19 protein-coding genes and 4 tRNA genes are annotated in these 22,209 nt (G+C 61.6%); 6 read left to right on the top strand and 17 right to left on the bottom strand.

Annotation, left to right across the window (positions count from 1 at the left end):
* Window positions 1-2 precede the first annotated feature (2 nt).
* From rplK to OU993_RS23460, 8 genes are all read right to left on the bottom strand, one after another.
* A complete protein-coding gene (gene rplK, locus OU993_RS23495) occupies window positions 3-434 on the bottom strand; it encodes a 50S ribosomal protein L11 (protein WP_062553865.1) in 432 nt (143 codons plus the stop codon).
* 146 nt (window positions 435-580) lie between these two features.
* Window positions 581-1,111 (bottom strand): transcription termination/antitermination protein NusG, encoded by a 531-nt coding sequence (gene nusG / locus OU993_RS23490; protein WP_268161337.1) that lies wholly within the window; start codon window positions 1,109-1,111, stop codon window positions 581-583.
* A gap of 17 nt (window positions 1,112-1,128) precedes the next feature.
* Entirely contained in the window at window positions 1,129-1,329 is a 201-nt protein-coding gene (secE, locus tag OU993_RS23485) for a preprotein translocase subunit SecE (RefSeq protein WP_268161336.1), read from the bottom strand.
* A gap of 191 nt (window positions 1,330-1,520) precedes the next feature.
* Window positions 1,521-1,596, bottom strand: a tRNA-Trp gene (locus OU993_RS23480).
* Window positions 1,597-1,714: 118 nt separating this feature from the next.
* Window positions 1,715-2,017, bottom strand: a complete 303-nt coding sequence (locus OU993_RS23475) for a hypothetical protein (RefSeq protein ID WP_268161335.1) — start codon at window positions 2,015-2,017, stop codon at window positions 1,715-1,717.
* 201 nt (window positions 2,018-2,218) lie between these two features.
* Entirely contained in the window at window positions 2,219-3,394 is a 1,176-nt protein-coding gene (gene tuf, locus OU993_RS23470; RefSeq protein ID WP_268161334.1) for an elongation factor Tu, read from the bottom strand.
* A gap of 174 nt (window positions 3,395-3,568) precedes the next feature.
* Window positions 3,569-3,642: transfer RNA gene (locus tag OU993_RS23465), tRNA-Gly, on the bottom strand.
* Window positions 3,643-3,667: 25 nt separating this feature from the next.
* Window positions 3,668-3,752, bottom strand: a tRNA-Tyr gene (locus tag OU993_RS23460).
* A 196-nt stretch (window positions 3,753-3,948) separates the two neighbouring features.
* Here OU993_RS23460 and rlmB point away from each other — a divergent pair.
* Complete coding sequence (rlmB, locus tag OU993_RS23455; protein WP_268161333.1) at window positions 3,949-4,830, top strand: 23S rRNA (guanosine(2251)-2'-O)-methyltransferase RlmB; 882 nt, start codon at window positions 3,949-3,951, stop codon at window positions 4,828-4,830.
* A 30-nt stretch (window positions 4,831-4,860) separates the two neighbouring features.
* Here rlmB and OU993_RS23450 read toward each other — a convergent pair whose 3' ends face one another.
* From OU993_RS23450 to OU993_RS23425, 6 genes are all read right to left on the bottom strand, one after another.
* The gene (locus OU993_RS23450) at window positions 4,861-5,271 is read right to left on the bottom strand and encodes a response regulator (RefSeq protein ID WP_268161332.1); all 411 of its coding nucleotides are present in this window, start codon (window positions 5,269-5,271) and stop codon (window positions 4,861-4,863) included.
* Window positions 5,272-5,361: 90 nt separating this feature from the next.
* Entirely contained in the window at window positions 5,362-6,423 is a 1,062-nt protein-coding gene (locus OU993_RS23445) for an HD-GYP domain-containing protein (RefSeq protein WP_268161331.1), read from the bottom strand.
* 12 nt (window positions 6,424-6,435) lie between these two features.
* On the bottom strand, window positions 6,436-8,724 hold the full coding sequence (locus OU993_RS23440; protein WP_268161330.1) for an ATP-binding protein: 2,289 nt from the start codon (window positions 8,722-8,724) through the stop codon (window positions 6,436-6,438).
* Entirely contained in the window at window positions 8,721-9,227 is a 507-nt protein-coding gene (locus OU993_RS23435) for a molybdopterin-dependent oxidoreductase (RefSeq protein WP_268161329.1), read from the bottom strand. Before OU993_RS23435 ends, OU993_RS23440 begins: the two co-directional genes overlap by 4 nt.
* Window positions 9,228-9,275: 48 nt before the next feature.
* Entirely contained in the window at window positions 9,276-9,737 is a 462-nt protein-coding gene (locus tag OU993_RS23430; protein ID WP_268161328.1) for a chemotaxis protein CheW, read from the bottom strand.
* A 364-nt stretch (window positions 9,738-10,101) separates the two neighbouring features.
* Window positions 10,102-10,177: transfer RNA gene (locus tag OU993_RS23425), tRNA-Thr, on the bottom strand.
* Between the two features lie 170 nt (window positions 10,178-10,347).
* Here OU993_RS23425 and OU993_RS23420 point away from each other — a divergent pair.
* Window positions 10,348-11,106 carry an NAD kinase gene (locus OU993_RS23420; protein WP_442793034.1) on the top strand — a complete coding sequence of 253 codons (759 nt, stop codon included), beginning with the start codon at window positions 10,348-10,350 and terminating at the stop codon, window positions 11,104-11,106.
* A 76-nt stretch (window positions 11,107-11,182) separates the two neighbouring features.
* On the opposite strand, the gene prfB is transcribed toward OU993_RS23420, so the two are convergent.
* From prfB to OU993_RS23405, 3 genes are all read right to left on the bottom strand, one after another.
* Window positions 11,183-12,314, bottom strand: a protein-coding gene (gene prfB, locus OU993_RS23415; protein WP_268161326.1) for a peptide chain release factor 2 whose coding sequence is annotated in 2 segments (ribosomal slippage) — window positions 11,183-12,244 and window positions 12,246-12,314 — 1,131 coding nt in all. Because the reading frame shifts where the segments join, the coding sequence is not laid out codon by codon here.
* 113 nt (window positions 12,315-12,427) lie between these two features.
* Window positions 12,428-14,881 (bottom strand): penicillin-binding protein 1A, encoded by a 2,454-nt coding sequence (locus OU993_RS23410; protein ID WP_268161325.1) that lies wholly within the window; start codon window positions 14,879-14,881, stop codon window positions 12,428-12,430.
* Between the two features lie 389 nt (window positions 14,882-15,270).
* On the bottom strand, window positions 15,271-16,503 hold the full coding sequence (locus OU993_RS23405; protein WP_268162513.1) for an N-acetylmuramoyl-L-alanine amidase: 1,233 nt from the start codon (window positions 16,501-16,503) through the stop codon (window positions 15,271-15,273).
* Window positions 16,504-17,214: 711 nt separating this feature from the next.
* Between OU993_RS23405 and OU993_RS23400 the strand changes: the two genes are divergently transcribed.
* The 4 genes from OU993_RS23400 (at window position 17,215) to accB (ending at window position 22,202) form a co-directional block, all read left to right on the top strand.
* A complete protein-coding gene (locus OU993_RS23400; RefSeq protein WP_268161324.1) occupies window positions 17,215-20,193 on the top strand; it encodes an Rne/Rng family ribonuclease in 2,979 nt (992 codons plus the stop codon).
* Window positions 20,194-20,386: 193 nt separating this feature from the next.
* Window positions 20,387-21,151, top strand: a complete 765-nt coding sequence (locus tag OU993_RS23395; RefSeq protein WP_268161323.1) for a DsbA family protein — start codon at window positions 20,387-20,389, stop codon at window positions 21,149-21,151.
* 114 nt (window positions 21,152-21,265) lie between these two features.
* A complete protein-coding gene (gene aroQ / locus OU993_RS23390) occupies window positions 21,266-21,703 on the top strand; it encodes a type II 3-dehydroquinate dehydratase (RefSeq protein ID WP_268161322.1) in 438 nt (145 codons plus the stop codon).
* A gap of 25 nt (window positions 21,704-21,728) precedes the next feature.
* Entirely contained in the window at window positions 21,729-22,202 is a 474-nt protein-coding gene (gene accB, locus OU993_RS23385) for an acetyl-CoA carboxylase biotin carboxyl carrier protein (protein WP_268161321.1), read from the top strand.
* Window positions 22,203-22,209: the final 7 nt, after the last annotated feature.

Below are 22,209 nucleotides of genomic sequence, written 5' to 3'. Positions count from 1 at the left end.
GATCAAGCCACCACTTCCAGGCCCATGGAGCGGGCAGAGCCCTCAACCATCAGCATTGCGCCTTCGACGTCAGCCGCGTTCAGATCCTTCATCTTGGCTTCAGCGATCGCACGGACCTGAGCCTTGGTGATGGTGCCGGCCTTGGCGCCCTTGCCAGGCGTCTTGGAACCGGACTGGATCTTCGCTTCCTTCTTCAGCCAGTAGGTGACCGGCGGCTGCTTCATCGCGAAGGTGAAGGACTTGTCCTGGTAATAGGTGATGACGACCGGGATCGGCATACCCTTTTCCATTTCCTGCGTGGCGGCGTTGAACGCCTTGCAGAATTCCATGATGTTGATGCCACGCTGACCAAGTGCGGGACCAATCGGCGGGGACGGGTTAGCGGACCCTGCCTTGACCTGCAGCTTGAGCTGGCCGGCGACTTTCTTAGCCATTTCTCTGCCTTTCTAATCAGACCGGTTGCCCGGCCCATGTGCCACCCGACTGGGGTGACGGCTGCGGTTGCGTGGTTCGGATTAACGCGCCCGGCTATCAGGCGGCACCTCCCACGCGCGATTCGGGGATTTCTCCCCGCGTCGGATCAGACCTTTTCGACCTGACCGTATTCAAGCTCGACCGGCGTCGCGCGGCCGAAAATGGACACCTCGACCTTGAGGCGCGAACGCTCTTCATCGACATCCTGAACGATGCCGTTGAACGAAGCGAAGGGACCGTCCGAAACACGGACCTGCTCGCCGATTTCGAAGGAGATCGACGCCTTCGGACGCTCGACACCCTCCTGGACTTGGCCCAGGATTCGGTCGGCTTCATAATCCGGAATCGGAACAGGCTTATTGTCGGACCCGAGGAACCCGGTGACCTTCGGCGTGTTCTTGATGAGGTGATAAGCCTCATCGGTCAGGTTGGCGCGCACCAGAACATAGCCGGGGAAAAACTTCCGCTCGCTATCGACCTTGCGGCCGCGGCGCACTTCGACAACCTTTTCGGTCGGCACCAGAATCTTCTCGAACAGATGCTCCAAGCCCTTCTGGCGAGCCTTGTTCTCGATGTCTTCCGCAACCTTCTTTTCAAAATTCGAATACGCGTGGACGATGTACCAACGTGCCGCCATTTTCATCTCCACAGAATTCAGATGCTGATATTCAGCACGAGGCTGATCAGCCAGCCGATCAACTGGTCGGCAGCGAAGAAAAACAGCGCAGCAAAGATAACCATCACCAGCACCATGGCCGTGGAGATCATCGTCTCACGACGCGAAGGCCAGGTTACTTTCGACGTCTCGGCGCGAACCTGCTGCAGAAACGTAAATGGATTGGTTTTGGATGCCATGTCTGCCCACGCGATTACGGCGCGTAAAGCTGAATAGATCAGCCCCACGCACCGCGTGTCTGTTTAACCCTACATAAACGCCGCCTTCGCCTTTCACAAGAGCAAAAACGACATTTCCCGAAAATTGACGCCAAGGGTCAACGACCCATTATCACGGTTCTATGAAGATGACATGTCGCCGTGAAAAGAACTGGCAGGGGCAGAGGGGCTCGAACCCCCGACCTGCGGTTTTGGAGACCGCCGCTCTACCAACTGAGCTATACCCCTTCATGCTTCCTGCGAAGCGTCTCGCTGCAAGCATGGCGCTCCCTTTAAGATGGGATTGCCGGCTTGGCAAGTGAATTTCGACGCAGGCGCCAGAATTTCCATCAAGCTGTGGAAGATGTTAGCGTGATTTCTTCGCCTCGCCCTCACCCGTCGCGCAATCGCGGTTGGCTCCGGTGCCCGGCGCGTTCTCGAAGCTGCAGCGTGTCTCCGGTGGACGACCGCAGACCTTGTCGAGCGCCTGAAACCCGACGCAGCGCCCATCCGGCCCGCGGTAACCCGGCCCACCCTTGCAGCCACATCCGCGACAGGCCGGTCGCTCGGGACAGGCGGCAAGGGCAGACGCCGGATCGGCGATCGGTATCAGGCTGCCGATAAGCAGGATGACCCGGCCAAGAATGATTCGCGGTCGCGCGATTCGCATGCGGACGAATCGCCCTGCCCCAGCCGATTGCGTGTTTCCGCCGAAACCAGACAAGAGACACCTCCTCGCTTGCGGCTTCATCGACAGGGCGCCACTTTTCCGAAGACCTTAAAAACGAAAAGGCCCCGCCGTTTCCGGCGAGACCCTTTATCTTTTCAGACGTCAGGCGAGAAGAGAACCCCTCGCCCGGACCTTCAAAGATTACTCGATGATCGAGGCAACGATGCCGGCGCCGACGGTACGGCCGCCTTCGCGGATTGCGAAGCGCAGCTTTTCTTCCATCGCGATCGGAACGATCAGCTCGACGTCAACGGTGACGTTGTCGCCCGGCATAACCATTTCCGTGCCTTCCGGAAGCGTCACGATACCCGTCACGTCCGTCGTGCGGAAGTAGAACTGCGGACGGTAGTTCGTGAAGAACGGCGTATGACGACCGCCTTCTTCCTTCGTCAGGATGTAGGCTTCAGCCTTGAACTTCTTGTGCGGCTTGACAGTGCCCGGCTTGCAGAGAATCTGGCCACGCTCAACGCCGTCACGGTTCACACCGCGGATCAGAGCGCCGATGTTGTCGCCGGCCTGGCCCTGGTCGAGCAGCTTGCGGAACATTTCAACGCCGGTCACGGTCGTCTTGGAGGTGGCGCGGATGCCGACGATTTCGACTTCTTCGCCAACCTTGACGATACCACGCTCAACGCGGCCCGTCACAACCGTACCACGACCCGAGATCGAGAACACGTCTTCGATCGGCATCAGGAACGGCTGGTCGATCGGACGCTCAGGCGTCGGGATGTAGGCGTCGACCTGGGCCATCAGTTCGCGAACTGCGTCTTCGCCGATCGTCTTGTTGGAGTCTTCAAGAGCGGCCAGAGCCGAACCCTTGACGACCGGAACATCGTCGCCCGGGAAGTCGTAGGACGACAGAAGTTCGCGCACTTCCAGCTCGACGAGCTCGAGAAGTTCTGCGTCGTCGACCTGGTCGACCTTGTTCAGGAACACGACGAGTGCCGGAACGCCAACCTGGCGGGCGAGCAGGATGTGTTCGCGCGTCTGCGGCATCGGGCCGTCAGCAGCGGAGCAAACCAGGATCGCGCCGTCCATCTGGGCAGCACCGGTGATCATATTCTTCACGTAGTCGGCGTGGCCGGGGCAGTCAACGTGCGCGTAGTGGCGGTTGGCCGTCTCGTACTCAACGTGCGCCGTCGAGATCGTGATGCCGCGTGCCTTTTCTTCCGGTGCAGCGTCGATCTGGTCATACGCCTTGAATTCACCGAAGAACTTCGTGATCGCTGCCGTCAGAGACGTCTTGCCATGGTCAACGTGGCCAATCGTGCCGATGTTCACATGCGGCTTGGTACGCTCAAACTTGCTCTTTGCCATTGATGCTTCCTGTGATCGAAAAGAATGGTGGATCCGCGGGCGCGGATTTGGTGTCGCCGTTTAAGGCTTTCGCGTGCGATACGCAAGACATAATTGCGACGGCGGATGGTGGTCACGACAGGGGCGCGACCGTAATCGTCCAACGGTGCCGATGCCTGTCAACGCGTAAAGAAGTGGAGCGGGTAGCGGGAATCGAACCCGCGTATTCAGCTTGGAAGGCTGCTGCTCTACCATTGAGCTATACCCGCGGGCTTGTTCGGTCGAAGATCAGAATGGTGGAGGGAGTTGGATTTGAACCAACGTAGGCTGAGCCAACGGATTTACAGTCCGTCCCCTTTAACCACTCGGGCATCCCTCCAGTATTCTGTCTGGACCGAAGACCAAGCTTGCGACCCGCGTCGTCCGCTGCAGTCACGGCGGCGTATATGACTGCGAGTTTCGCTGCTGTCAACACGACCTGTGACGAAAATTTTGGGAAAAAAGAAATCGCGTCATCGACCTGTCATGGATCGCCCGGGACTATGCCTGATGCGCGCCGCTCGATATAAGGCGGCATGAGCAAGAAAGATCCGACTGACAAAACCGCGCGCGACACGCACTACGCAACGCTGCGCCGACAGGTCCGCGACGCCAAGCGCGAACGCGGCGAAATCCCGACTCCGGCCCCGCAAAAGCGCCGGAATGCCGGGGACTGGACGCCGCCGCAACTGGCCCCTGAACAGGTGTTTCTCTATGGCCTGCATACGGTGCGCGCCGCCATCGACAATCCACAGCGCAAGCTGATCAAGCTCTCGGTGACACAGAATGCGCTCGCCCGGCTGGAGCTTGCTTCGCCGGAAGCGCTCGACTGCCCTGTGGAAATCGTCGCACCACAGGAGATCGACCGGCAGCTCGGGCCGGACGCCATCCACCAGGGCGTCATGCTGGAAACCCGGCCGCTTCCCGTGCGCCGGCTGGAGGCGCTGACGGATACCCCCCTGCTGCTCGTTCTCGACCAGGTGACGGATCCGCACAATGTCGGTGCGATCATGCGCTCGGCGGTGGCGTTCGAAGCGGGCGCGGTGATCACCACCCAGCGCCACAGCCCGACCGAATCGGGCGTGCTCGCCAAATCCGCCTCCGGCGCGCTGGAGCTTATTCCCTATATCCAGGTGACCAATCTCGCCGACGCGCTTGGGGAACTGCACAAACTCGGGTTCCAGACGATCGGGCTCGATTCGGAAGGCCCCGCGCCGCTCGAAGGCACCTTTGCCGGGGAAAAGGTCGCGCTCGTACTCGGTTCGGAAGGCAAGGGACTGCGGCAGAAGACCCGCGAAACGGTAACCGCGCTGGCACGGCTCGACATGCCGGGTGCGATCAAATCGCTCAATGTCTCGAATGCTGCGGCGATCGCGCTTTACGCCAGCCGCCAGCACCTGTCGAAAATTGCACGATAGAGAAATCGGAGTTTTTCGGCGAGGCCCGTTTCACACGGGACGCGTTTGGGGAAACTGGCGCAGACGCTCCGGCGGAAGCGGGCTTCCGCCTGCCCTCACTTCGACTGCATATTGAATGGCGCCGATCAGTTCCAGGTCGAAGAGCGGTTTGGAGATGACGCCCAGGGTGCCCGGCACGCCGTCAGCCAGCGCCTCGGGATTTGCCGTCATGAACACGACGGCAATACCCTTCTCGGCGAGCGCCCGACCGATCTCGGGGCCCGTCGGGCCGTCCTGCAGCTGCACGTCCACGAAGGCGACGTCGCAGTCGTCCGCGTGGGCCAGCGCATCGCGTCGATTGGCGGCGATGCCCACCACGTCGTGCCCGAGCGCCAGCACCGCCTCTTCAATATGAAGCGCGATCAGAAGCTGGTCCTCGACCACCAGAACCTTACAAGACATGGCCCCCTCATTCTTGCCAATGTCGCCAACAACGCGAATGCGCGAAGAAGGTTCCTCAGCAGCAGAAGAAGATGACGCTGTCACCGGCCGTCACTCCGCGGCCTGAACCGGCTCGCGTGCAGGCTCGCCATGCCCGGAGATGATCGAAGACAGTGTCGGCATCGCCCGCAGGAAGGCATCGACGCAGGCCGGATCGAATTGCGAACCGGCGCGCTCCTTGATGTGCTGCACCGCCCGGTCGACACTCCAGGCCTCCTTGTAGGGCCGCACGGTCGTCAGCGCATCGAAACTGTCGGCGACCGCGACGATCCGTCCGGCCAGCGGAATTTCCTCACCCGACAGGCGGCGCGGATATCCCTGCCCGTCCCAGCGCTCGTGGTGGGCGCCGGCAATTTCGGCGGCCAGTTGCAACAGACCCGAGCGCGATTGCCCGAGGATCTGGCTGCCGATCGAGGTATGACACTGCATCTGCTCGCGTTCATTTTCGGTATAGACGCCGCGCTTCAGAAGAACCGCGTCGGGAATGCCGACCTTGCCGATGTCGTGCATGGGCGCTGCGAGCCGGATATCGGCACAGATTTCCGCCGGAAGGCCGTAGGCTCTGGCAATCGCTTCGGAATAGGCACCGACGCGCAGCGTGTGAAGCGCCGTCTCCGGATCCTTGTAACTTGCCGCAAGCGTCAGGCGGTAGATGATCTCCTGTTCGCGCTCGCGCAGCTCGCGCATCACCTTGTCCACTTCGTTGCGCAGCCAATCCGCCTTTTCGGCCAGCTGGTTTCGCGCGTCGATGAGGGCAACGAGGTTACGGATGCGGGCCTGGAACTCCAGCGGATTGATCGGCTTGGTGAGAAAATCGATCGCGCCGGCGTTGAGCGCCGTCATCCTGGTTTCCGTATCATTGTCCGCCGTGACCACCACAAAGGGTTTGTCACGGTATTTGTCGAAGCGGCGGATCTCCATCAGAAGATCGACACCGTTATAGACAGGCATCTGGAAGTCGATGACGCCGATGTCGAAGTCCAGTTCCGGCATCGCGTGAAGCGCTTCCTCCGGGCTGATGAAACCGACCGCCGAACAGTTTTCAACGCTGGTAGCCAGCTTCTTCAGGAGCGTGAGATTGGTCTTGTTGTCGTCCACGACGAGTATTTTCATGTCAACTCCTCCTTAAGCCGCCATCGATTGCTTTGCCGCGTCGATGTCCTTGCTCAGCATTTCGATATCCTTGAGCGTTGGCGTCGTTTGACGCAGCGCCTGAGACTTCTCCGCGATATCAGCTAAACCTACATTAGCTGCAGAACCTTTAAGATTGTGAAGCAACTTATCGAGCCTGTCCGGCTGACCGTTGCTCATTTCCCGGCGCAGATTGTCGAGCAGCTCCACCGCATCGTCGAAGAAGGATTCCATCAGCTCGTCGAAGGCTTCGGGGCCGAGGATGTCGGCGATCTCCTGCCGCCGGGCAGCCAGGGCATCCAGTTTTTCCGTCCGAGCGGCGACGGATACGGCTGCGGGCGGGCTCGTTTCTGTGGCCTGCGGGGCAGCCGCCGGCACCGTCGGGACCACCGTTGCGACCGCGGCATCCGGCTCTGCCGCCTGCCCTCGCGCCGGATGCAGTTCGACGTCGGAGATCAGCCTGTGCAGCATGGCGATGCTGATCGGTTTTGCCTGGAAACCCGCCATGCCAGCGTCCATGCACCGCTGGCGATCTTCCTCCGAGGCATTGGCCGTCAGAGCGATGATCGGCGTGTCGGCACTTGCACCTCCGGAGGCACGCAGGCGGGTGGTCGCCTCGATTCCATCCATCACGGGCATCTGCATGTCCATGAGAATGAGATCGAAGGCCTCAGCGCGTGCCCGCTCCAGGGCAATCTCGCCATTGTCGGCCATGACCACGGTCTGCTTCAGGTGTTTCAGGTAACCCAGAATGACCTGCTGGTTGACCTTGTTGTCTTCGGCCACGAGGATCTTCAGTTTGGGCAGGTCGGCAAGCACCTTGCTCTGCTGCAGGGCGACCTCCAGGTGCGGTGCCGCCGCCGCCTCGACCGGAATCTCGAACCAGAACGTGCTGCCCTGGCCTGTGACGCTGTCGACGCCGATCCGGCCGCCGAAACGGTCGATGATTTCCTTGCAGATGGTAAGGCCAAGCCCGGTGCCGCCATATTTACGGCTGATGCTGGCATCGACCTGGGAGAAGGGACGGAACAGCTTCTCTTTGCCTTCCTCGCCGATGCCGATGCCGGAATCCTGCACTTCGATGCGCAGCCACAGGCTAGAATGTGCCCGGAATTGCCGCAGGCGCAAGGTGACCGTGCCCTGCGCGGTGAACTTCACCGCATTGCTCATCAGGTTGAGGATCACCTGCCGCAGGCGAGTCGGATCGGACAGCACGTAACGGGCACGCCAGCGATAGGGCAGATCGACGACGATGCGGTTCCCGGCTTCGGTCGCGCGGCCACGCATCATCTCGGCGCTCGTTTCCGCAAGCGTCAAAAGATCGACGGAGCGTTGTTCGAGTTCCAGCTTGCCGTGTTCGATCTTCGCGTAGTCGAGAATTTCGTTGATGATGTCGAGCAGCGCTTCGCCGGAACGGCGGATCGTGCGCACATGCGCAGCCGATTCGGGCGAGAGGCGGGTCAACTCCAGAAGCTCGACCATGCCGAGGATGGCGTTCAGCGGCGTGCGGATCTCATGGCCCATCGTCGCCATGAACTGCGATTTGGCCCGATTGCCCGCCTCGGCCGCCTGATAGGAAACGGTCAGCTTGTCGGCCATCGCCTCCAGGCTGACGCCTGCGGCCTGGACGCCCTTCAGCTGCCGCTGCAGGGTGAAAATGAGGAGGACGACCGACAGCACCAGAAGCCCGATCAGCCCCATCGACTTGCGCTGAAGCGATTCGAGTTCGATTCGCCCCTCGGCACGTTCGGCACTGATCGTCGTGTTGGTGTAGACGAGAAGGTCAGCGGTCTCGCGGGAGAGGATCGCCAGCTCGTAATCCAGGGAGGTGAGGCTGGCCTGCGAGATCTCCTCGCCGGCAAGGATCGCATCGAAGATCGGCGCATTGTTGAAGATGAGACGCTGGATCTTGTCGACCTGTTCGATGACGGCCGGATCCGACAGAAAATTCTGCTCGAACTTCGTTTCCCGCAAAATCTTCATGCGCGAATAGACCACATCGTAACGGGTCGACAGCTCCTCGAGCGATGCGCGGTCGGTCCGCCCCGAACTGATCATCAGCTCCAGCCGATGATGAAGGTCGTGGGCTTCGCGGTTGAACTGGTAGACTGACCACATCGCATTTTCCCGCACGGCGTCGCGAAGGTCGCTCTGCCGGCGGGAGATGTCGACATAAACCGACACCAGGATCGCCAGAAGAAATACCGAAAAGACCTGAATGGCCGCGGTTGTGCGGCTGGCCTTGCGGATCTCGTCGCCGCCGAAGGGGGTCTTGCTGGTCACGATTTAACCTCGATCTCCTTGATCTGCCAAACGGAGCGGGAGAAATATTTCTCGTTGTAGAGCTTCGGGTCGAGATCGAAGGGATAGATCAGAAACAACGGCCCCTTGTCCCGGACGGACATAACCTTGCCGTTCATGCGCGAGGCCAGAATGGTCTGGAGCGCTGTGGCGTCCTCCATCGGCACTTCGGCGAAATAATCATTGATGGCGCGCACAAGGAGCGTCTTGCCCTTGGCGCCTGCCGCCTCCAGGATCGCCCGCAGCAGAGGTCCGGAAAACTCCGTCTTGCCTTCGGTCCAGGGTGTTTCGGTCACCACCTTGCGCCCGGCGAGCTTTTCCAGCATCGCGAGGTCGAACTGGGCCGTGCCATCGACATTGGGAGTGGCAAGCGTGCCGCGAACGGTCAGGATCACGGGGCCCTTCGGGGCATCGAGCGCCAGGGCGTGCGGGGCGGTCAGCACCACCGCGAGAAAGGTCAGCAACGGTTTCAGTCTTTTCATCATGTGTCCTCCACACAAAAGAGACGAATGGGTCTGACAGATTGGAACGGATCAGGCGGCCTGCGGAATCTCGTCGTTTTCGAAGAGCCGGGCGAGATTGATGAAGCAGATCATGCCCGTCTCGTGGGTGATGATGCCGTCGCAATAACGTCCGTCGAACGAGGTGAAGATCTCCGGCACCGGCTGCAGTTGACTGACGGGCACGCTCAGCATGTCGGTGACCTGGTCGACGAGGAGGCCGATCACCACGGAGCCCGCTTCCGCCACGACGATGGCGCTGCGTTCGTTGCGTTCAGCCGGCGCCATGCCGAGCCGGTGAGCCAGATCGATGGTCGGGATGACGTTGCCACGCAGGTTCATCACACCCAGCACGAAACCCGGCGCATTCGGGATCGGCATCGACGGTGCCCAGCCACGGATTTCCCGCACGGCCGTGGTGCGGATGCAGAAATTCTGCTCGCCGAGGCGAAATGCGATGATTTCGAGAACATTGCTGAATGCAGGTGTGGACATCGATCGCCTCCCGGACGTATCGGCACACGGCATGGACGGCTGCGGCGAGCCAGGCCCAAACGGGACCCCGGCAGAAGCAGCCCGGTGCGGTGCAACGACAACAGTGAAATGTGCAAGAGCGTCGTCGGCAGCCCGGGCGGTCAACCGCCATCAGCGCGTCAGCGACAAGACGCCATGTCCCGGATCCGAGGTCATTTCAGTTGCGATGCCACTGCATCCTCCGGGCACCCCAAATCTAGGATAGAGAGTGTAATCGCCGCTGAAGGAATTACTTCAATTTGAAGCTATTCTCGTTTTTTCTAATACAACGCAGGCGAAAGTGGCGGAAAACCGCGACCGGAAGGCGAATTTTGAAAAAGAAGGATGGTGCCCCCGGCAGGGTTCGAACCCGCGACCCCCTGATTACAAATCAGGTGCTCTACCAACTGAGCTACAAGGGCATGTGGCGAGGGAGTTAGCATATTCTCCCCGTGTGTAAAGGGCAAAACGTGACAAATAACAAACGCATGTGAGCGAAGGGCGGCGATGGCGCTGTCAAGGCTTGTCGCGGCCTTGGCTTTTCCTGTACCAAGGCTTTGACGCGAAAGGGGCGCCGATGTCTTTGAACAGCATGAGACTTTCCTTCCTGGCATCGTCCGCGCCCGAGGCGCAGCTTGCGCTGAACGAGCTTGCCCGGCTCTACGGCAACCACGAGATCGGCGAGGCCGACGTGATCGTCGCGCTCGGCGGTGACGGTTTCATGCTGCAGACGCTGCACCAGACGATCAACAGCGGCAAACGAATCTACGGGATGAACTGTGGCTCCGTCGGCTTCCTGATGAACGACTATCGGGTCGAGGATCTCGAGCAGCGAATCGAACAGGCGGTGGAGAATGATTTTCATCCGCTGGAGATGCGCACGAAAAATGCCGACGGCAGCACCTCGATCGCGCTTGCCATCAACGAGGTCTACCTCTTCCGCCAGTCCTACCAGGCCGCCAAGCTCCGGGTCACCATCGATGGCCATGTGCGGCTCGACGAACTGATCTGCGACGGCCTGATGATTGCGACGCCCGCCGGCTCGACCGCCTACAATCTTTCCGCCCACGGGCCGATCCTGCCGCTCGAAGCGCCGCTTCTCGCCATGACGCCGGTCAGCGCGTTTCGCCCGCGGCGCTGGCGCGGCGCGCTTTTGCCCAACAAGGTCTGTGTCGAGCTCGACATCCTGGAACCCGAAAAGCGACCGGTCAACGCGGTTGCCGACAATACGGAGATCAAGAGCGTGCTCTCCGTCCGCATCGCCGAATCGACGGTGAAGACCGCCCGCATCCTGTCCGATCCCGATCATTCCTGGTCGGAACGTATTCTGGCGGAACAGTTTTCCTACTGAGCGCTTCCCGAATCAAAAACGGCGCGCCCAAGGGACACGCCGTTTTTGTCGTTCGATGAGGATAGAGACTCTCGTCTCAATCGATGTCGGAGACTTCGACGCCGGCACAGCCATTGATGCGGTGGGCGAGTGCGGCCTCCATGAACTCATCCAGGTCGCCGTCCAGCACATCGCCCGGCGCCGTGCTTTCGACGCCTGTGCGCAGGTCCTTCACCAGCTGGTAGGGCTGGAGAACGTAGGAGCGGATCTGGTGACCCCAGCCGATATCCGTCTTGGAGGCGGCTTCGGCATTGGCGGCGTCTTCCCGCTTCTTCAGCTCCTGCTCGTAGAGACGGGCGCGCAGCATGTCCCAGGCCTTGGCGCGGTTCTTGTGCTGCGAGCGTTCCTGCTGGCAGGCCACCACGATGCCAGTCGGCAAGTGCGTGATGCGCACGGCCGAATCGGTCGTGTTGACGTGCTGTCCGCCGGCACCGGACGACCGGTAGGTGTCGATGCGGCAGTCGCTTTCGTTCACCTCGATCTGGATCGTGTCGTCGATGACCGGATAGACCCAGATCGACGAGAACGACGTGTGGCGGCGCGCATTGCTGTCATAGGGCGAGATCCGCACCAGGCGATGCACGCCGGACTCGGTCTTCAGCCAGCCATAGGCATTGTGGCCCTTGACGAGAATGGTCGCGGACTTGATGCCGGCCTCGTCACCGTCATGCACTTCCAGCACTTCGACCTTGAAGCCGGAGCGCTCGGCCCAGCGGCTGTACATGCGCAACAGCATGTTGGCCCAGTCCTGGCTCTCGGTGCCGCCGGCGCCGGAATGCACTTCCACATAGGTGTCGTTGCCATCGGCTTCGCCGGAGAGCATCGCTTCCACCTGGCGGCGGGAGGCTTCCGTCTTCAGCGCCTTCAACGCATCCTCGGCATCGCGTACGACGCTGTCGTCGCCCTCTTCTTCGCCGAGTTCGATGAGCTCGACATTGTCCTTCAGCTGCTGCTCAAGCGACTTCACGCCGCTGATCGCATCGTCCAGCTGCTGGCGCTCGCGCATCAGCTTCTGAGCTTCGGACGCATCGTTCCAGAGGTTCGGATCCTCTGCCTTGTTGTTCAACCAGTCCAGTCGTCTTATCGCCTGGTCCCAGTCAAAGATGCCTCCTCAGCAGGCTTACGGCCTGCTTGATGTCGTCGATGATATTCAGGGTTTCATTGCGCATAGTGTCGTCTTTGTCCTTTCGGCCAGATGGGGGCGTGCATAGTGGCAGGGGCGCACGATGTAAAGCCCGCGGGGGTGCGAAGACCCCGCGGACGGACATTCGTCACGACGGTATCAGAAGAGGCCGCCCGCCCCGGAGGTGACGGCCTGCTGCGCCTGCGGCGAGGACTTCAGGATCTCCTCGGGCGCCACCTGATCCTCCATGCCGATGACCGAGAAGGTATCGGCCGGACCGGTGCCGGGCTTGAAGGCCTCGATGATCGTATCCGGTTCGCCTTCGAGCGCAAACATGCCGGTCTTGCGGTTGACGGCGATGAACTGCATACCTTCCGGCACCTGGAACTTGCTGGGCGGCGTGACCTTTGCCGCCTGCGCCAGGAAATCGCCGAAGATCGGTGCGGCAAGACCACCACCGGTGCCGCCACGGCCGAGCGGTGCCGGATTGTCGAAACCGATATAAAGGCCGGCGACGAGGTTGGGCGTGAAGCCGACGAACCAAGCGTCCTTTTCGTCATTGGTGGTGCCGGTCTTGCCGGCGACCGGACGATCCTTGACCGGGATCTTGCCGGCGGCAGTCCCGCGGGTCACGACGCCTTCCATCATCGAGGTGATCTGGTAGGCGGTCATCGGGTCGAGAACCTGTTCGCGGTTGTCCACCAGCGTCGGTTCGTCCTGATTGGCCCAGCTGTTGAAGTTGCAGCCTTCGCAGGTGCGCTCCTCATGGCGGAAGATCGTCTTGCCGAAACGATCCTGGATCCGGTCGACGAGCGTCGGCTTGATCTGCTTGCCGCCATTGGCGATCACCGCATAGGCGGAGACCATACGCAGCACCGTCGTTTCACCGGAACCGAGCGACATCGACAGGAGCGGCGCCATCTTGTCGTAGATGCCGAACCGTTCGGCATATTCGGCGACGAGGTCCATGCCCATGTCGTTGGCAAGACGAACGGTCATCTGGTTTCGCGATTTCTCGATGCCGGTGCGCAGCGTCGACGGACCGCCCGAATCGCCACCATAGTTTTCCGGACGCCAGACCTGGCCGCCGGAGACCACTTCGATCGGCGCGTCCAGGATCACCGAGGCGGGCGTATATCCGTTGTCGAGCGCTGCCGCATAGACCAGCGGCTTGAAGGAAGAGCCCGGCTGGCGCATCGCCTGGGTGGCGCGGTTGAATTCCGACTGGGCATACGAGAACCCGCCGACCATGGCGAGCACGCGACCGGTATGCGGATCCATCACCACCATGCCGCCCTGTACCTTCGGCGGCTGGCGCAGGCGGTAGGCATTGTCCTCCCCTTCGATCGGTTCGACATAGATCACGTCACCCGGCACCACGACACCTTCCGGCGTCTTGGAGGTCTTGCGTTCGCCCTTGGCGTCGCGGAAGGCCCAGCGCATCTGGTCGGCTGCAATGAAACCGCGCTTGCGTTCCTCTTCCAGCTTGCCGCCCACCGTCTGCGGCTGCAGGCCGATATCGACGCGCGAGGCGGAGACCGCGAGAACCACGGCAAGCTTCCATTCCGGCACGTCCCGAAAGGCCGGGATCTTTGCCAGCGGCTCGCCCCAGTCGCCGTCCATCGAAATCTTCTGGATCGGACCGTGGAAACCACGGCGCTGATCATAATCCTCAAGCCCCTTCTGCAGGGCGGCGCGTGCCATCACCTGCATCTGCGGGTCAAGCGAGGTGCGCACCGACAGGCCGCCCTCATAGAGCGCCTTGTCGCCATACTTCTCGATGATCTGCCGGCGAACTTCCTCGGAGAAATAATCTGACGCAAACAGCGTGGATCCCGAGCGGCGCGGCTGCACGCCGAGCGGCTGCTTCTTGGCATCCTCGGCGTCGCTGACGGTGATGTAACCGTTCTCCGCCATGCGGTCGATGACCCAGTTGCGGCGCTCAATCGCCGCCTTTTCGTGACGGAAGGGATGGTAATTGGCAGGTCCCTTCGGCAGGGCGGCGAGATAGGCGCTTTCGGCAATCGTCAGTTCGGTCACCGACTTGTCGAAATAGGTGAGTGCTGCGCCGGCAATGCCGTAAGAGTTCAGGCCGAAGAAGATCTCGTTCAGATAGAGTTCGAGGATCTTGTCCTTGGAATAGGCCTGTTCGATGCGGAACGACAGGATGGCTTCCTTGACCTTGCGGTCAATCGTCTGATCGGCGGTCAGAAGGAAGTTCTTCGCCACCTGCTGCGTGATGGTGGAGGCGCCTTCCGGGCGGCGGCCCGAGCCGATGTTCTGCACGTTGTTGACCACGGCACGCGCCAGGCCCCAGAAATCGACGCCGGGATGGTTGTAGAAATTCTTGTCTTCCGCCGAAAGGAAGGCGGCCTTCACCCGATCGGGGATCGCCTGGATCGGCAGGAAGAGACGTTTTTCGCGGGCGTATTCGGCCATCAGGGCGCCGTTGCCGGCATGCACGCGGGTGGCAACCGGCGGCGCATAGGAGGCCAGCACCTCGTAGTTCGGCAGATCTCTGGATACGCCACTGAGGTAGACGGCAACAACCGCCGCCACCGCAAGAAAGCCAGCACAGGCCAGGCCAAACAGGTATCCAATCAATCTGATCATTCGCTACTACCGCTTATTCTCTGCTGAGAGCCCAACAAGACAGAAGTCCCGCTGTTGTTCCGCATTTCCGGACCGGTATCGTCAAGCCTCTGAACTGGTTTCAACTGGCGCGATGCGCAGATCGTCTGCGCGTCCGGCCGTTTGACCTCATTTCAAAGCACTTTCGCATGTTTCTAGGCCTTTTGCACGGTCGCTTTCCGTTGCGCAACCCCGAGGACGGTGTCGACAGATTCGCGCCTCACGTCCGCCCCCACCGGAGTAACCGTGCGAATGTGAGAAAAATAGGGCCCGTGCCAGTCTATTCGTCCCAACCGGGACGAGAGCATCACAACACACAGCTTTCTTTCCTGGCCAAGCGGCCCGCTTGCCGGAAAAGCCGCTTGCCCCGATCAGCCGCCACCGGCCACCGTCTGCTGCCGATAGGTGATCACCGCATCGGTCAGGCGTTCCGCTACCTTTTCGCGCCATTGCGGATCGAGCAGCTGTTTTTCGTCCTCCTCGTTGCTGAGGAAACCGAGCTCCACGAGGATCGAGGGAATGTCCGGCGCCCGCAGCACCTGGAAACCAGCCGAGCGGTGTGGATTGTTGATGAGGCCGATCTGCCCGTCAAACGAGGCGACCACCCGGTTGGCGAGCGAGATCGAAAAGGCCTGCGTCTCGCGCCGCGCGAGATCGAGCAGGATGTCAGCGACTTCCGGCGGGCCGCTTTCGATGGAAAAACCCGCCAGTTCGTCGGAAAGGTTCTCGCGCGCTGCCAGTGCTGCCGCCATGCGGTCGGAGGCCGTGTCGGAAAGGGTGTAGACGGTCGCGCCACGAATGTTCTTCTGCGCCAGCGTGTCGGCATGCAGCGAGATGAACAGATCCGCGCCGCCCTGGCGGGCAAGCGTCACGCGCTGGGAGAGCGACAGAAACGTGTCGTTGCGGCGGGTGAGAAAGGCCTTCACGCCCGGCTTGCGGTTCAGATGCTCCTCCAGCGTCTTGGCAAAAGCGAGCGTCAGGTCCTTTTCGACCGTGCCCGACTTGGCGCCCGTCGCGCCGCTGTCGATACCGCCATGGCCGGCATCGACAGCAATGGTGAAGACGCTGTCGCGCGCGCCATCGACCATCGGATCGGTACCGAGACTTCCCGATGGCGTGGGATCGGGTTGGGTCCAGCGCTGCGTGCGCACCAGTTCCGCCACCACTTCCGGCGTCGTCATCTCCGCATCGAGCACCAGGCGGTATCCGTGGCCCTCGTTCTTCTGGACTTCGGCCAGCACCAGTTTCACCGATTTGTGGGGCGTGAAGACGATGCGCGCACTCCCCTCGCCCATCGCGCCGTAGCGGATATCCTTGAACAGTCCGCGCGGGCTCAGATCCGCGGCCGGAAAACCGAAGGCGGTTGCAGGCAATTCAACAACGATGCGCTCGGGAGACGCTACATAATGAACGGAAAAGTCGGGGCGGCCATCAAAATCGATGACGACCCGCGTGCGGGCATCATCACCGGCAATGCGGGCGGAAAAGGCAAGCAGCGCGTCCTTTTCCACCGTCTCCGTCGCCCGGACGGGCACGGCGGCAGAAAGGATCGGCACCAGCAACGCAAGCGTGACAACCACGGCCTTTACCGCCAGCCTGCGCATCCATCCGGTCCGCGGCTCCGTCATTCTATCCGTCCCCTCGTCCACCGTATCGCCTGTCTCATCCTGTGCTTGCTGTGCCGGTACGGCTCCGCGCACCTGTTGCAGCGAGCCACCGATTCTCACCGTACCGCCGCTGTATAGCAGCCGCCGGATGTTCGACACAGCCGGCACGCGGCGTGCGTGCGCCATCACAGCCTGAGCGGCGCCGTCTTTAGACGCTGAATTTGATCCATAATAAGGCAGCGCAGGCTTTCCCCTTGCTATTATGACAGATAAAACTTACAAGGCTTTTGAGGGTTTAAGTGACGACGGGATAGTCTGTCGATAGGCTGCCAGCGTAACAGTTCTGGCGCCGCTGACCGAAGGCATCTGCCGTCATCACACTTTGACCCGAGAAACTATCCGACTCCGGCGGTGGCCGGCACAGTACCGGGTGGCTCGCCACCCACGCTCGTTGGGAGCAAATTCATCGGACCCCTGGCGGGTCTACTGTATCGTCTTTCTCGTATGGTCTTTGATGTTGCGGCACCAATTGCATAAACTGAATGAGCGGATGGAGCCCACGGCTTCGTTAAGCATTCAGTCCGCGCTGCCGCGAAACAACCCAGCGGGAACTTTCTTATCCGGCGCACCGGACGTGGAACACGACCAGCCTGTCATGATGACGGGCTCCTCGGCGTATGCTCGTCCGCGCCGAGGAGCACATATTCAATGGCAGACAAAATGCTTATCGACGCGTCTCACAAAGAGGAGACACGCGTAGTCGTCGTCCGGGGCAACCGGATTGAAGAGTTCGATTTCGAATCACAACACAAGAAGCAGATCCGCGGCAACATCTACCTGGCGAAAGTGACGCGCGTCGAACCGTCGCTTCAGGCAGCCTTTGTTGACTACGGCGGCAACCGCCACGGCTTCCTGGCCTTTGCCGAAATCCACCCCGACTATTACCAGATCCCGCTCGCCGACCGTCAGGCTCTCCTGCAGGCGGAGATGGAAGACCAGCGCAAGCAGTCGGACAACGGGGATCACGACGCCGAACCGGCCGTCGATCTTTCCAAGGCGGAACAGCCCGACGTTGGCATCGTTGCACAGGTCGAGGCGGCTCTCGGAAGCGAGAGCGAAGAGGCCCCCTCCGCAGACGTTTCCCTGACCGAAGAGCCGGCAGCTGAACCCGCCGAAGCTGAGGCCGTTGCCGCCGAGGCGGAAAAGCCGAAGGCAAAACCGCGCCGGACCCGCGCCCGCAAGAAGGCAGCCGAACCGGTTGCCGAAGACGCCGCCACCGACGCACCGGCAGAGACAATTGCCGAAACCACCGTCGATGCCGAGGACAACAGCACGCCGGACAGCATGGCGGCGATGATCGAAACCGACGCCATCTCGGAAGACGTTCGCGGTCGTGGCCATGACGACGATGATGACGACGACGACGATCACGAGAAGGAAGAGATCGAATCGGTCGGCGCCGAAGATGCGATGGAAGAGGTTCCGGACCGCGTCTACCGCAAGCCCCGCAAGCAGTACCGCATCCAGGAAGTGATCAAGCGCCGGCAGATCCTGCTCGTGCAGGTCGCCAAGGAAGAGCGCGGCAACAAGGGTGCGGCGCTCACCACCTACCTGTCGCTGGCCGGTCGTTATTCCGTCCTGATGCCGAACACGGCGCGGGGCGGCGGCATTTCGCGCAAGATCACCCAGCCGACGGACCGCAAGCGTCTGAAGGAAATCGCCCGCGAGCTCGAGGTTCCGCAGGGCATGGGCGTGATCCTGCGCACCGCCGGTGCCAACCGCACCCGCGTCGAGATCAAGCGCGACTTCGAATATCTGATGCGCCTGTGGGAAAACGTCCGCACGCTGACGCTGAACTCGATCGCGCCGTGCCTCGTCTACGAGGAAGGTTCGCTGATCAAGCGTTCGATCCGCGACCTTTACAACAAGGACATTTCCGAGATCATCGTTGCCGGCGAAGACGGTTATCGTGAAGCCAAAGACTTCATGAAGATGCTGATGCCGAGCCACGCCAAGGTGGTTCAGCCCTACCGCGACCTGCATCCGATCTTTGCCCGCTCCGGCATCGAGGCGCAGCTCGACCGCATGCTGCAGCCGCAGGTGACGCTGAAGTCCGGCGGTTACCTGATCATCAACCAGACCGAAGCGCTGGTGGCGATCGACGTCAACTCCGGCCGTTCGACCCGCGAACATTCGATCGAAGAGACCGCACTCCAGACGAACCTGGAAGCCGCCGAAGAAGTGGCGCGCCAGCTTCGCCTGCGCGACCTGGCCGGCCTCATCGTCATCGACTTCATCGACATGGAAGAAAAGCGCAACAACCGCGCGGTCGAGAAGAAGCTGAAGGATTGCCTGAAGAACGACCGTGCCCGCATCCAGGTCGGCCGCATCTCGCATTTCGGCCTTCTCGAAATGTCGCGCCAGCGCATCCGTGCCAGCGTTCTGGAATCAACGACCCAGGTCTGCTCGCATTGCGGCGGCACGGGCCATGTCCGTTCGCAGTCCTCCGTTGCCCTGCATGTCCTGCGCGGCATTGAGGAATATCTGCTGAAGAACACGACGCACGACATCACCGTCCGCACCACGCCGGATATCGCCCTCTACCTGCTCAACCACAAGCGGGCGACGGTGGTGGATTACGAAAAGCGCTTTGGCGTTTCGATCTTCATCGAATCCGACGGCTCGCTCGGCTCCGTACATTTCGCCATCGACCGCGGCGAACCGGTTGCCAACCCGATCCGCATCGAAAGCCTGATGCAGTTTGCCCCCGTGCCGGACGATGACGACGACGATATCGTCGACATCGTGGAGGACGAAGAGGAAGAGATCGAGGCCGCACCAGCTGCCGCCGCGCCTCAGGAAAGCCGCAGCAGCGACGAAGAGAACGGCAATCGCAAACGCAAGCGCCGCCGCCGCCGTCGCAACCGCAATCGCAACGGCGAAACCTCCGCTCAGCAGAACGAGGATGGCGACGACACCTCGGATGAGGAAGACGACGGCGAAGCCGAGTCTGACGAGGACAACGGCGTTGCAACCGCCGCCGGCGTGTCCGACCAGGACGGCGATGCCGAGAGCGAAGAAAGCCAGCGCCGCAAGCGCCGTCGCCGCGGCAAACGTGGCGGCCGCCGCAATCGCCAGGGCGAAGACGGTTTCGTTGCCGGCGGCGAAGGTGAGAACGGCGCCGAAGATGACGGTGATGACGAGGCTGGCGAAACCTCTGACGCGGTCGCAACGGTAGATGCTGAGGCACCGGTCGCAGCCGTCGAGGACGTCGTTGCCGAAGCGGTCGAGGCCGACGAGGCTCCCGCCGCCGAGGCAAAGCCGGTCAAGCCGCGCCGCACGCGCCGTGGCAAGGCCTCCGCCGCACCGGAAGAGGTCGCTGCCGCCGAGGCTCCGGCAGAACCGGTCGCCGAGGTTGCTGCTCCTAGCGCTTCGGAGGAACCGGTTGTCGAGCAGGCTGCCGCACCGCAGGCGGAAACCGTGGCAGAAGAAGCTGGCGCCAGCGAAACGGCTGCAGCCGAGGCTGACACTGCCGCCGAGGAAGACCGCCAGGTCCGCGCCAACCGCGCCTCGACGATCACCACGTCCGAACCGGTGGTGAAGTCGGCGGTCGCAACGGATGGCGACGGCACGGATCCGTCGAAGCCAAAGAAGGCCGGCTGGTGGCAGCGTCGCGGCTTCCTGTGAGCCGCAACAGCATCCTGTGAATGACAAAGACGGCCGTGCGGATCGTGCGGCCGTCTTTCTTTTGCCCGCTTTGCGAGCTTTTGCCTCACCACGCTCGCCGATGCGCCTTTTGATACGGCCCGTCTGCGGGTATATGCTGCGCCAAACGGCAGAATCGCCTGGCTCCTGCCACGCCCCGTCGAAGAGGATCAAGATGACGTCGCTTCCGAAGCTTTTCACCACGCTCCTGCTGGCAGGCGGCAGCCTCCTTCCGCTCGGGCTCCCGGCGCATGCGCTGGACGAGCAGCAGAAGAAGGAATTTGGCGCCTTCATCCGCGAGTACCTGATCGCCAATCCGGAAGTCATGCTGGAGGTGCAGGAGGCGCTGGAAAAGAAGCAGGAGGCCCTGCGCGCGGCCCAGACGACGAGTGGCATTGTCGCCAACAAGCAGGCGATCTTCGCATCCGCCGATGACATCACGCTCGGCAATCCGAAGGGCGACGTGACCGTGGTCGAGTTCTTCGACTACAATTGCGGTTATTGCAAACGCGCGCTTGCCGACATGGAGGAGATCCTGTCGGAGGACAAGAATGTCCGCTTCATCCTGAAGGAATTCCCGATCCTGGGGCCGGATTCGATGGCCGCGCACCGTGTGGCGAATGCCGTTCGCATCCTCGCCCCGGAAAAATATCCGCAGTTCCACCGCGCGCTGCTCGGCGGCCAGACGCGGGCGACCGAACAGACGGCGCTGCAGGTGGCGGCGATGCTTGGGGTCCAGGAGGCGGATATCCGCAAGACCATGGAAGACAAGCCGAACGATCCGCAGGTCAGGGCGACCTACGAACTTGCCAATGCGCTTGGCGCCACCGGCACGCCCTTCTACGTCGTCGGCGAAGAGGCCGTCTTCGGTGCCGTCGGCCACGCGGAACTGTCCCAAAAGATCGCCAATATCCGCGCCTGCGGCAAGGCGACCTGCTGATCCGTTTACCGCCAGGGCGATCTATCCCCGGTTATCAACGGGTTTCCGAGCCGGGGGCTTTCCCTTGCGGCCTCGCCGGTCTATAGGTTGCCGTGATCTGATGACGGGATTTTCATGAGCAAGACCATCTTTGTCCTCAACGGACCGAACCTGAACATGCTGGGCAAACGCGAACCGGGCATTTATGGCGGCAAGACCCTGAAGGACATTGAAAGCGACTGCATCGCCGCCGGCGAGACACTGGGCTTTTCGGTCGAATGTTTCCAGAGCAATCACGAAGGCGTGCTGGTGGACCGGCTGCATGAGGCGAACGACCGTGCGGTCGGCGTTGTCATCAATCCCGGCGCCTACGGCCACACCTCGATTGCCCTGCACGATGCCATTCGCGCGATATCCGTTCCGGTGGTGGAGGTTCACATCTCGAACATCCACGCCCGCGAAGAATTCCGTCACAAGTCGATGATTGCACCCGCGGCCAAGGGCATGATCTGCGGATTGGGCCCGCAAGGCTACGTGCTGGCATTGCATGCCTTGCGCGACATCACCAACTAAGAACAACAGAACATATAGGTTGACCATGTCTGAGAAGAAAACCGGTATCGACAAGGGGTTGATCCGCGATCTGGCGAACATCCTCAAGGATACCGATCTGACCGAGATCGAAGTCGAGCAGGAAGACCTGCGCATCCGCGTCTCGCGCAACATTCAGGCACCGCAATATATCCAGGCCGCCGTTCCGCAGCACGCCGCTCCGGCCGCTGCCGCCCCGGCGCCGGCTGCTGCTGCCGCCGCTGCTGCGCCTGCTGCCCGTGACCTGTCGAACGCCGTCACCGCACCGATGGTGGGCACGGCCTATCTGTCGCCGGCTCCGGGCTCACGTCCCTTCATCGAAGTGGGTGCGACCGTCAAGGAAGGCCAGACGCTTCTCATCATCGAAGCCATGAAGACCATGAACCAGATTCCTGCGCCGCGCTCCGGCAAGGTGACGGACATCATCGTCAACGATGCGCAGCCGGTCGAGTATGGCGAGCCGCTCGTTATCATCGAGTAAGGCGTCA

Source organism: Rhizobium sp. SL86, from assembly GCF_026672545.1.
Lineage (GTDB): Bacteria > Pseudomonadota > Alphaproteobacteria > Rhizobiales > Rhizobiaceae > Neorhizobium.
Note: the sequence above shows the minus strand (reverse complement) of the source record. Positions and strands in the feature narration are given on the sequence as shown.

Excerpts from the sequence above, each read along its gene's own strand:
- rplK (WP_062553865.1), bottom strand. The coding sequence starts at position 434 with ATGGCTAAGAAAGTCGCCGGCCAGCTCAAGCTGCAGGTCAAGGCAGGG.
- nusG (WP_268161337.1), bottom strand. The coding sequence starts at position 1,111 with ATGGCGGCACGTTGGTACATCGTCCACGCGTATTCGAATTTTGAAAAG.
- secE (WP_268161336.1), bottom strand. The coding sequence starts at position 1,329 with ATGGCATCCAAAACCAATCCATTTACGTTTCTGCAGCAGGTTCGCGCC.
- OU993_RS23475 (WP_268161335.1), bottom strand. The coding sequence starts at position 2,017 with ATGCGAATCGCGCGACCGCGAATCATTCTTGGCCGGGTCATCCTGCTT.
- tuf (WP_268161334.1), bottom strand. The coding sequence starts at position 3,394 with ATGGCAAAGAGCAAGTTTGAGCGTACCAAGCCGCATGTGAACATCGGC.
- rlmB (WP_268161333.1), top strand. The coding sequence starts at position 3,949 with ATGAGCAAGAAAGATCCGACTGACAAAACCGCGCGCGACACGCACTAC.
- OU993_RS23450 (WP_268161332.1), bottom strand. The coding sequence starts at position 5,271 with ATGTCTTGTAAGGTTCTGGTGGTCGAGGACCAGCTTCTGATCGCGCTT.
- OU993_RS23445 (WP_268161331.1), bottom strand. The coding sequence starts at position 6,423 with ATGAAAATACTCGTCGTGGACGACAACAAGACCAATCTCACGCTCCTG.
- OU993_RS23435 (WP_268161329.1), bottom strand. The coding sequence starts at position 9,227 with ATGATGAAAAGACTGAAACCGTTGCTGACCTTTCTCGCGGTGGTGCTG.
- OU993_RS23430 (WP_268161328.1), bottom strand. The coding sequence starts at position 9,737 with ATGTCCACACCTGCATTCAGCAATGTTCTCGAAATCATCGCATTTCGC.
- OU993_RS23420 (WP_442793034.1), top strand. The coding sequence starts at position 10,348 with ATGAGACTTTCCTTCCTGGCATCGTCCGCGCCCGAGGCGCAGCTTGCG.
- OU993_RS23410 (WP_268161325.1), bottom strand. The coding sequence starts at position 14,881 with ATGATCAGATTGATTGGATACCTGTTTGGCCTGGCCTGTGCTGGCTTT.
- OU993_RS23405 (WP_268162513.1), bottom strand. The coding sequence starts at position 16,503 with ATGCGCAGGCTGGCGGTAAAGGCCGTGGTTGTCACGCTTGCGTTGCTG.
- OU993_RS23400 (WP_268161324.1), top strand. The coding sequence starts at position 17,215 with ATGGCAGACAAAATGCTTATCGACGCGTCTCACAAAGAGGAGACACGC.
- OU993_RS23395 (WP_268161323.1), top strand. The coding sequence starts at position 20,387 with ATGACGTCGCTTCCGAAGCTTTTCACCACGCTCCTGCTGGCAGGCGGC.
- aroQ (WP_268161322.1), top strand. The coding sequence starts at position 21,266 with ATGAGCAAGACCATCTTTGTCCTCAACGGACCGAACCTGAACATGCTG.
- accB (WP_268161321.1), top strand. The coding sequence starts at position 21,729 with ATGTCTGAGAAGAAAACCGGTATCGACAAGGGGTTGATCCGCGATCTG.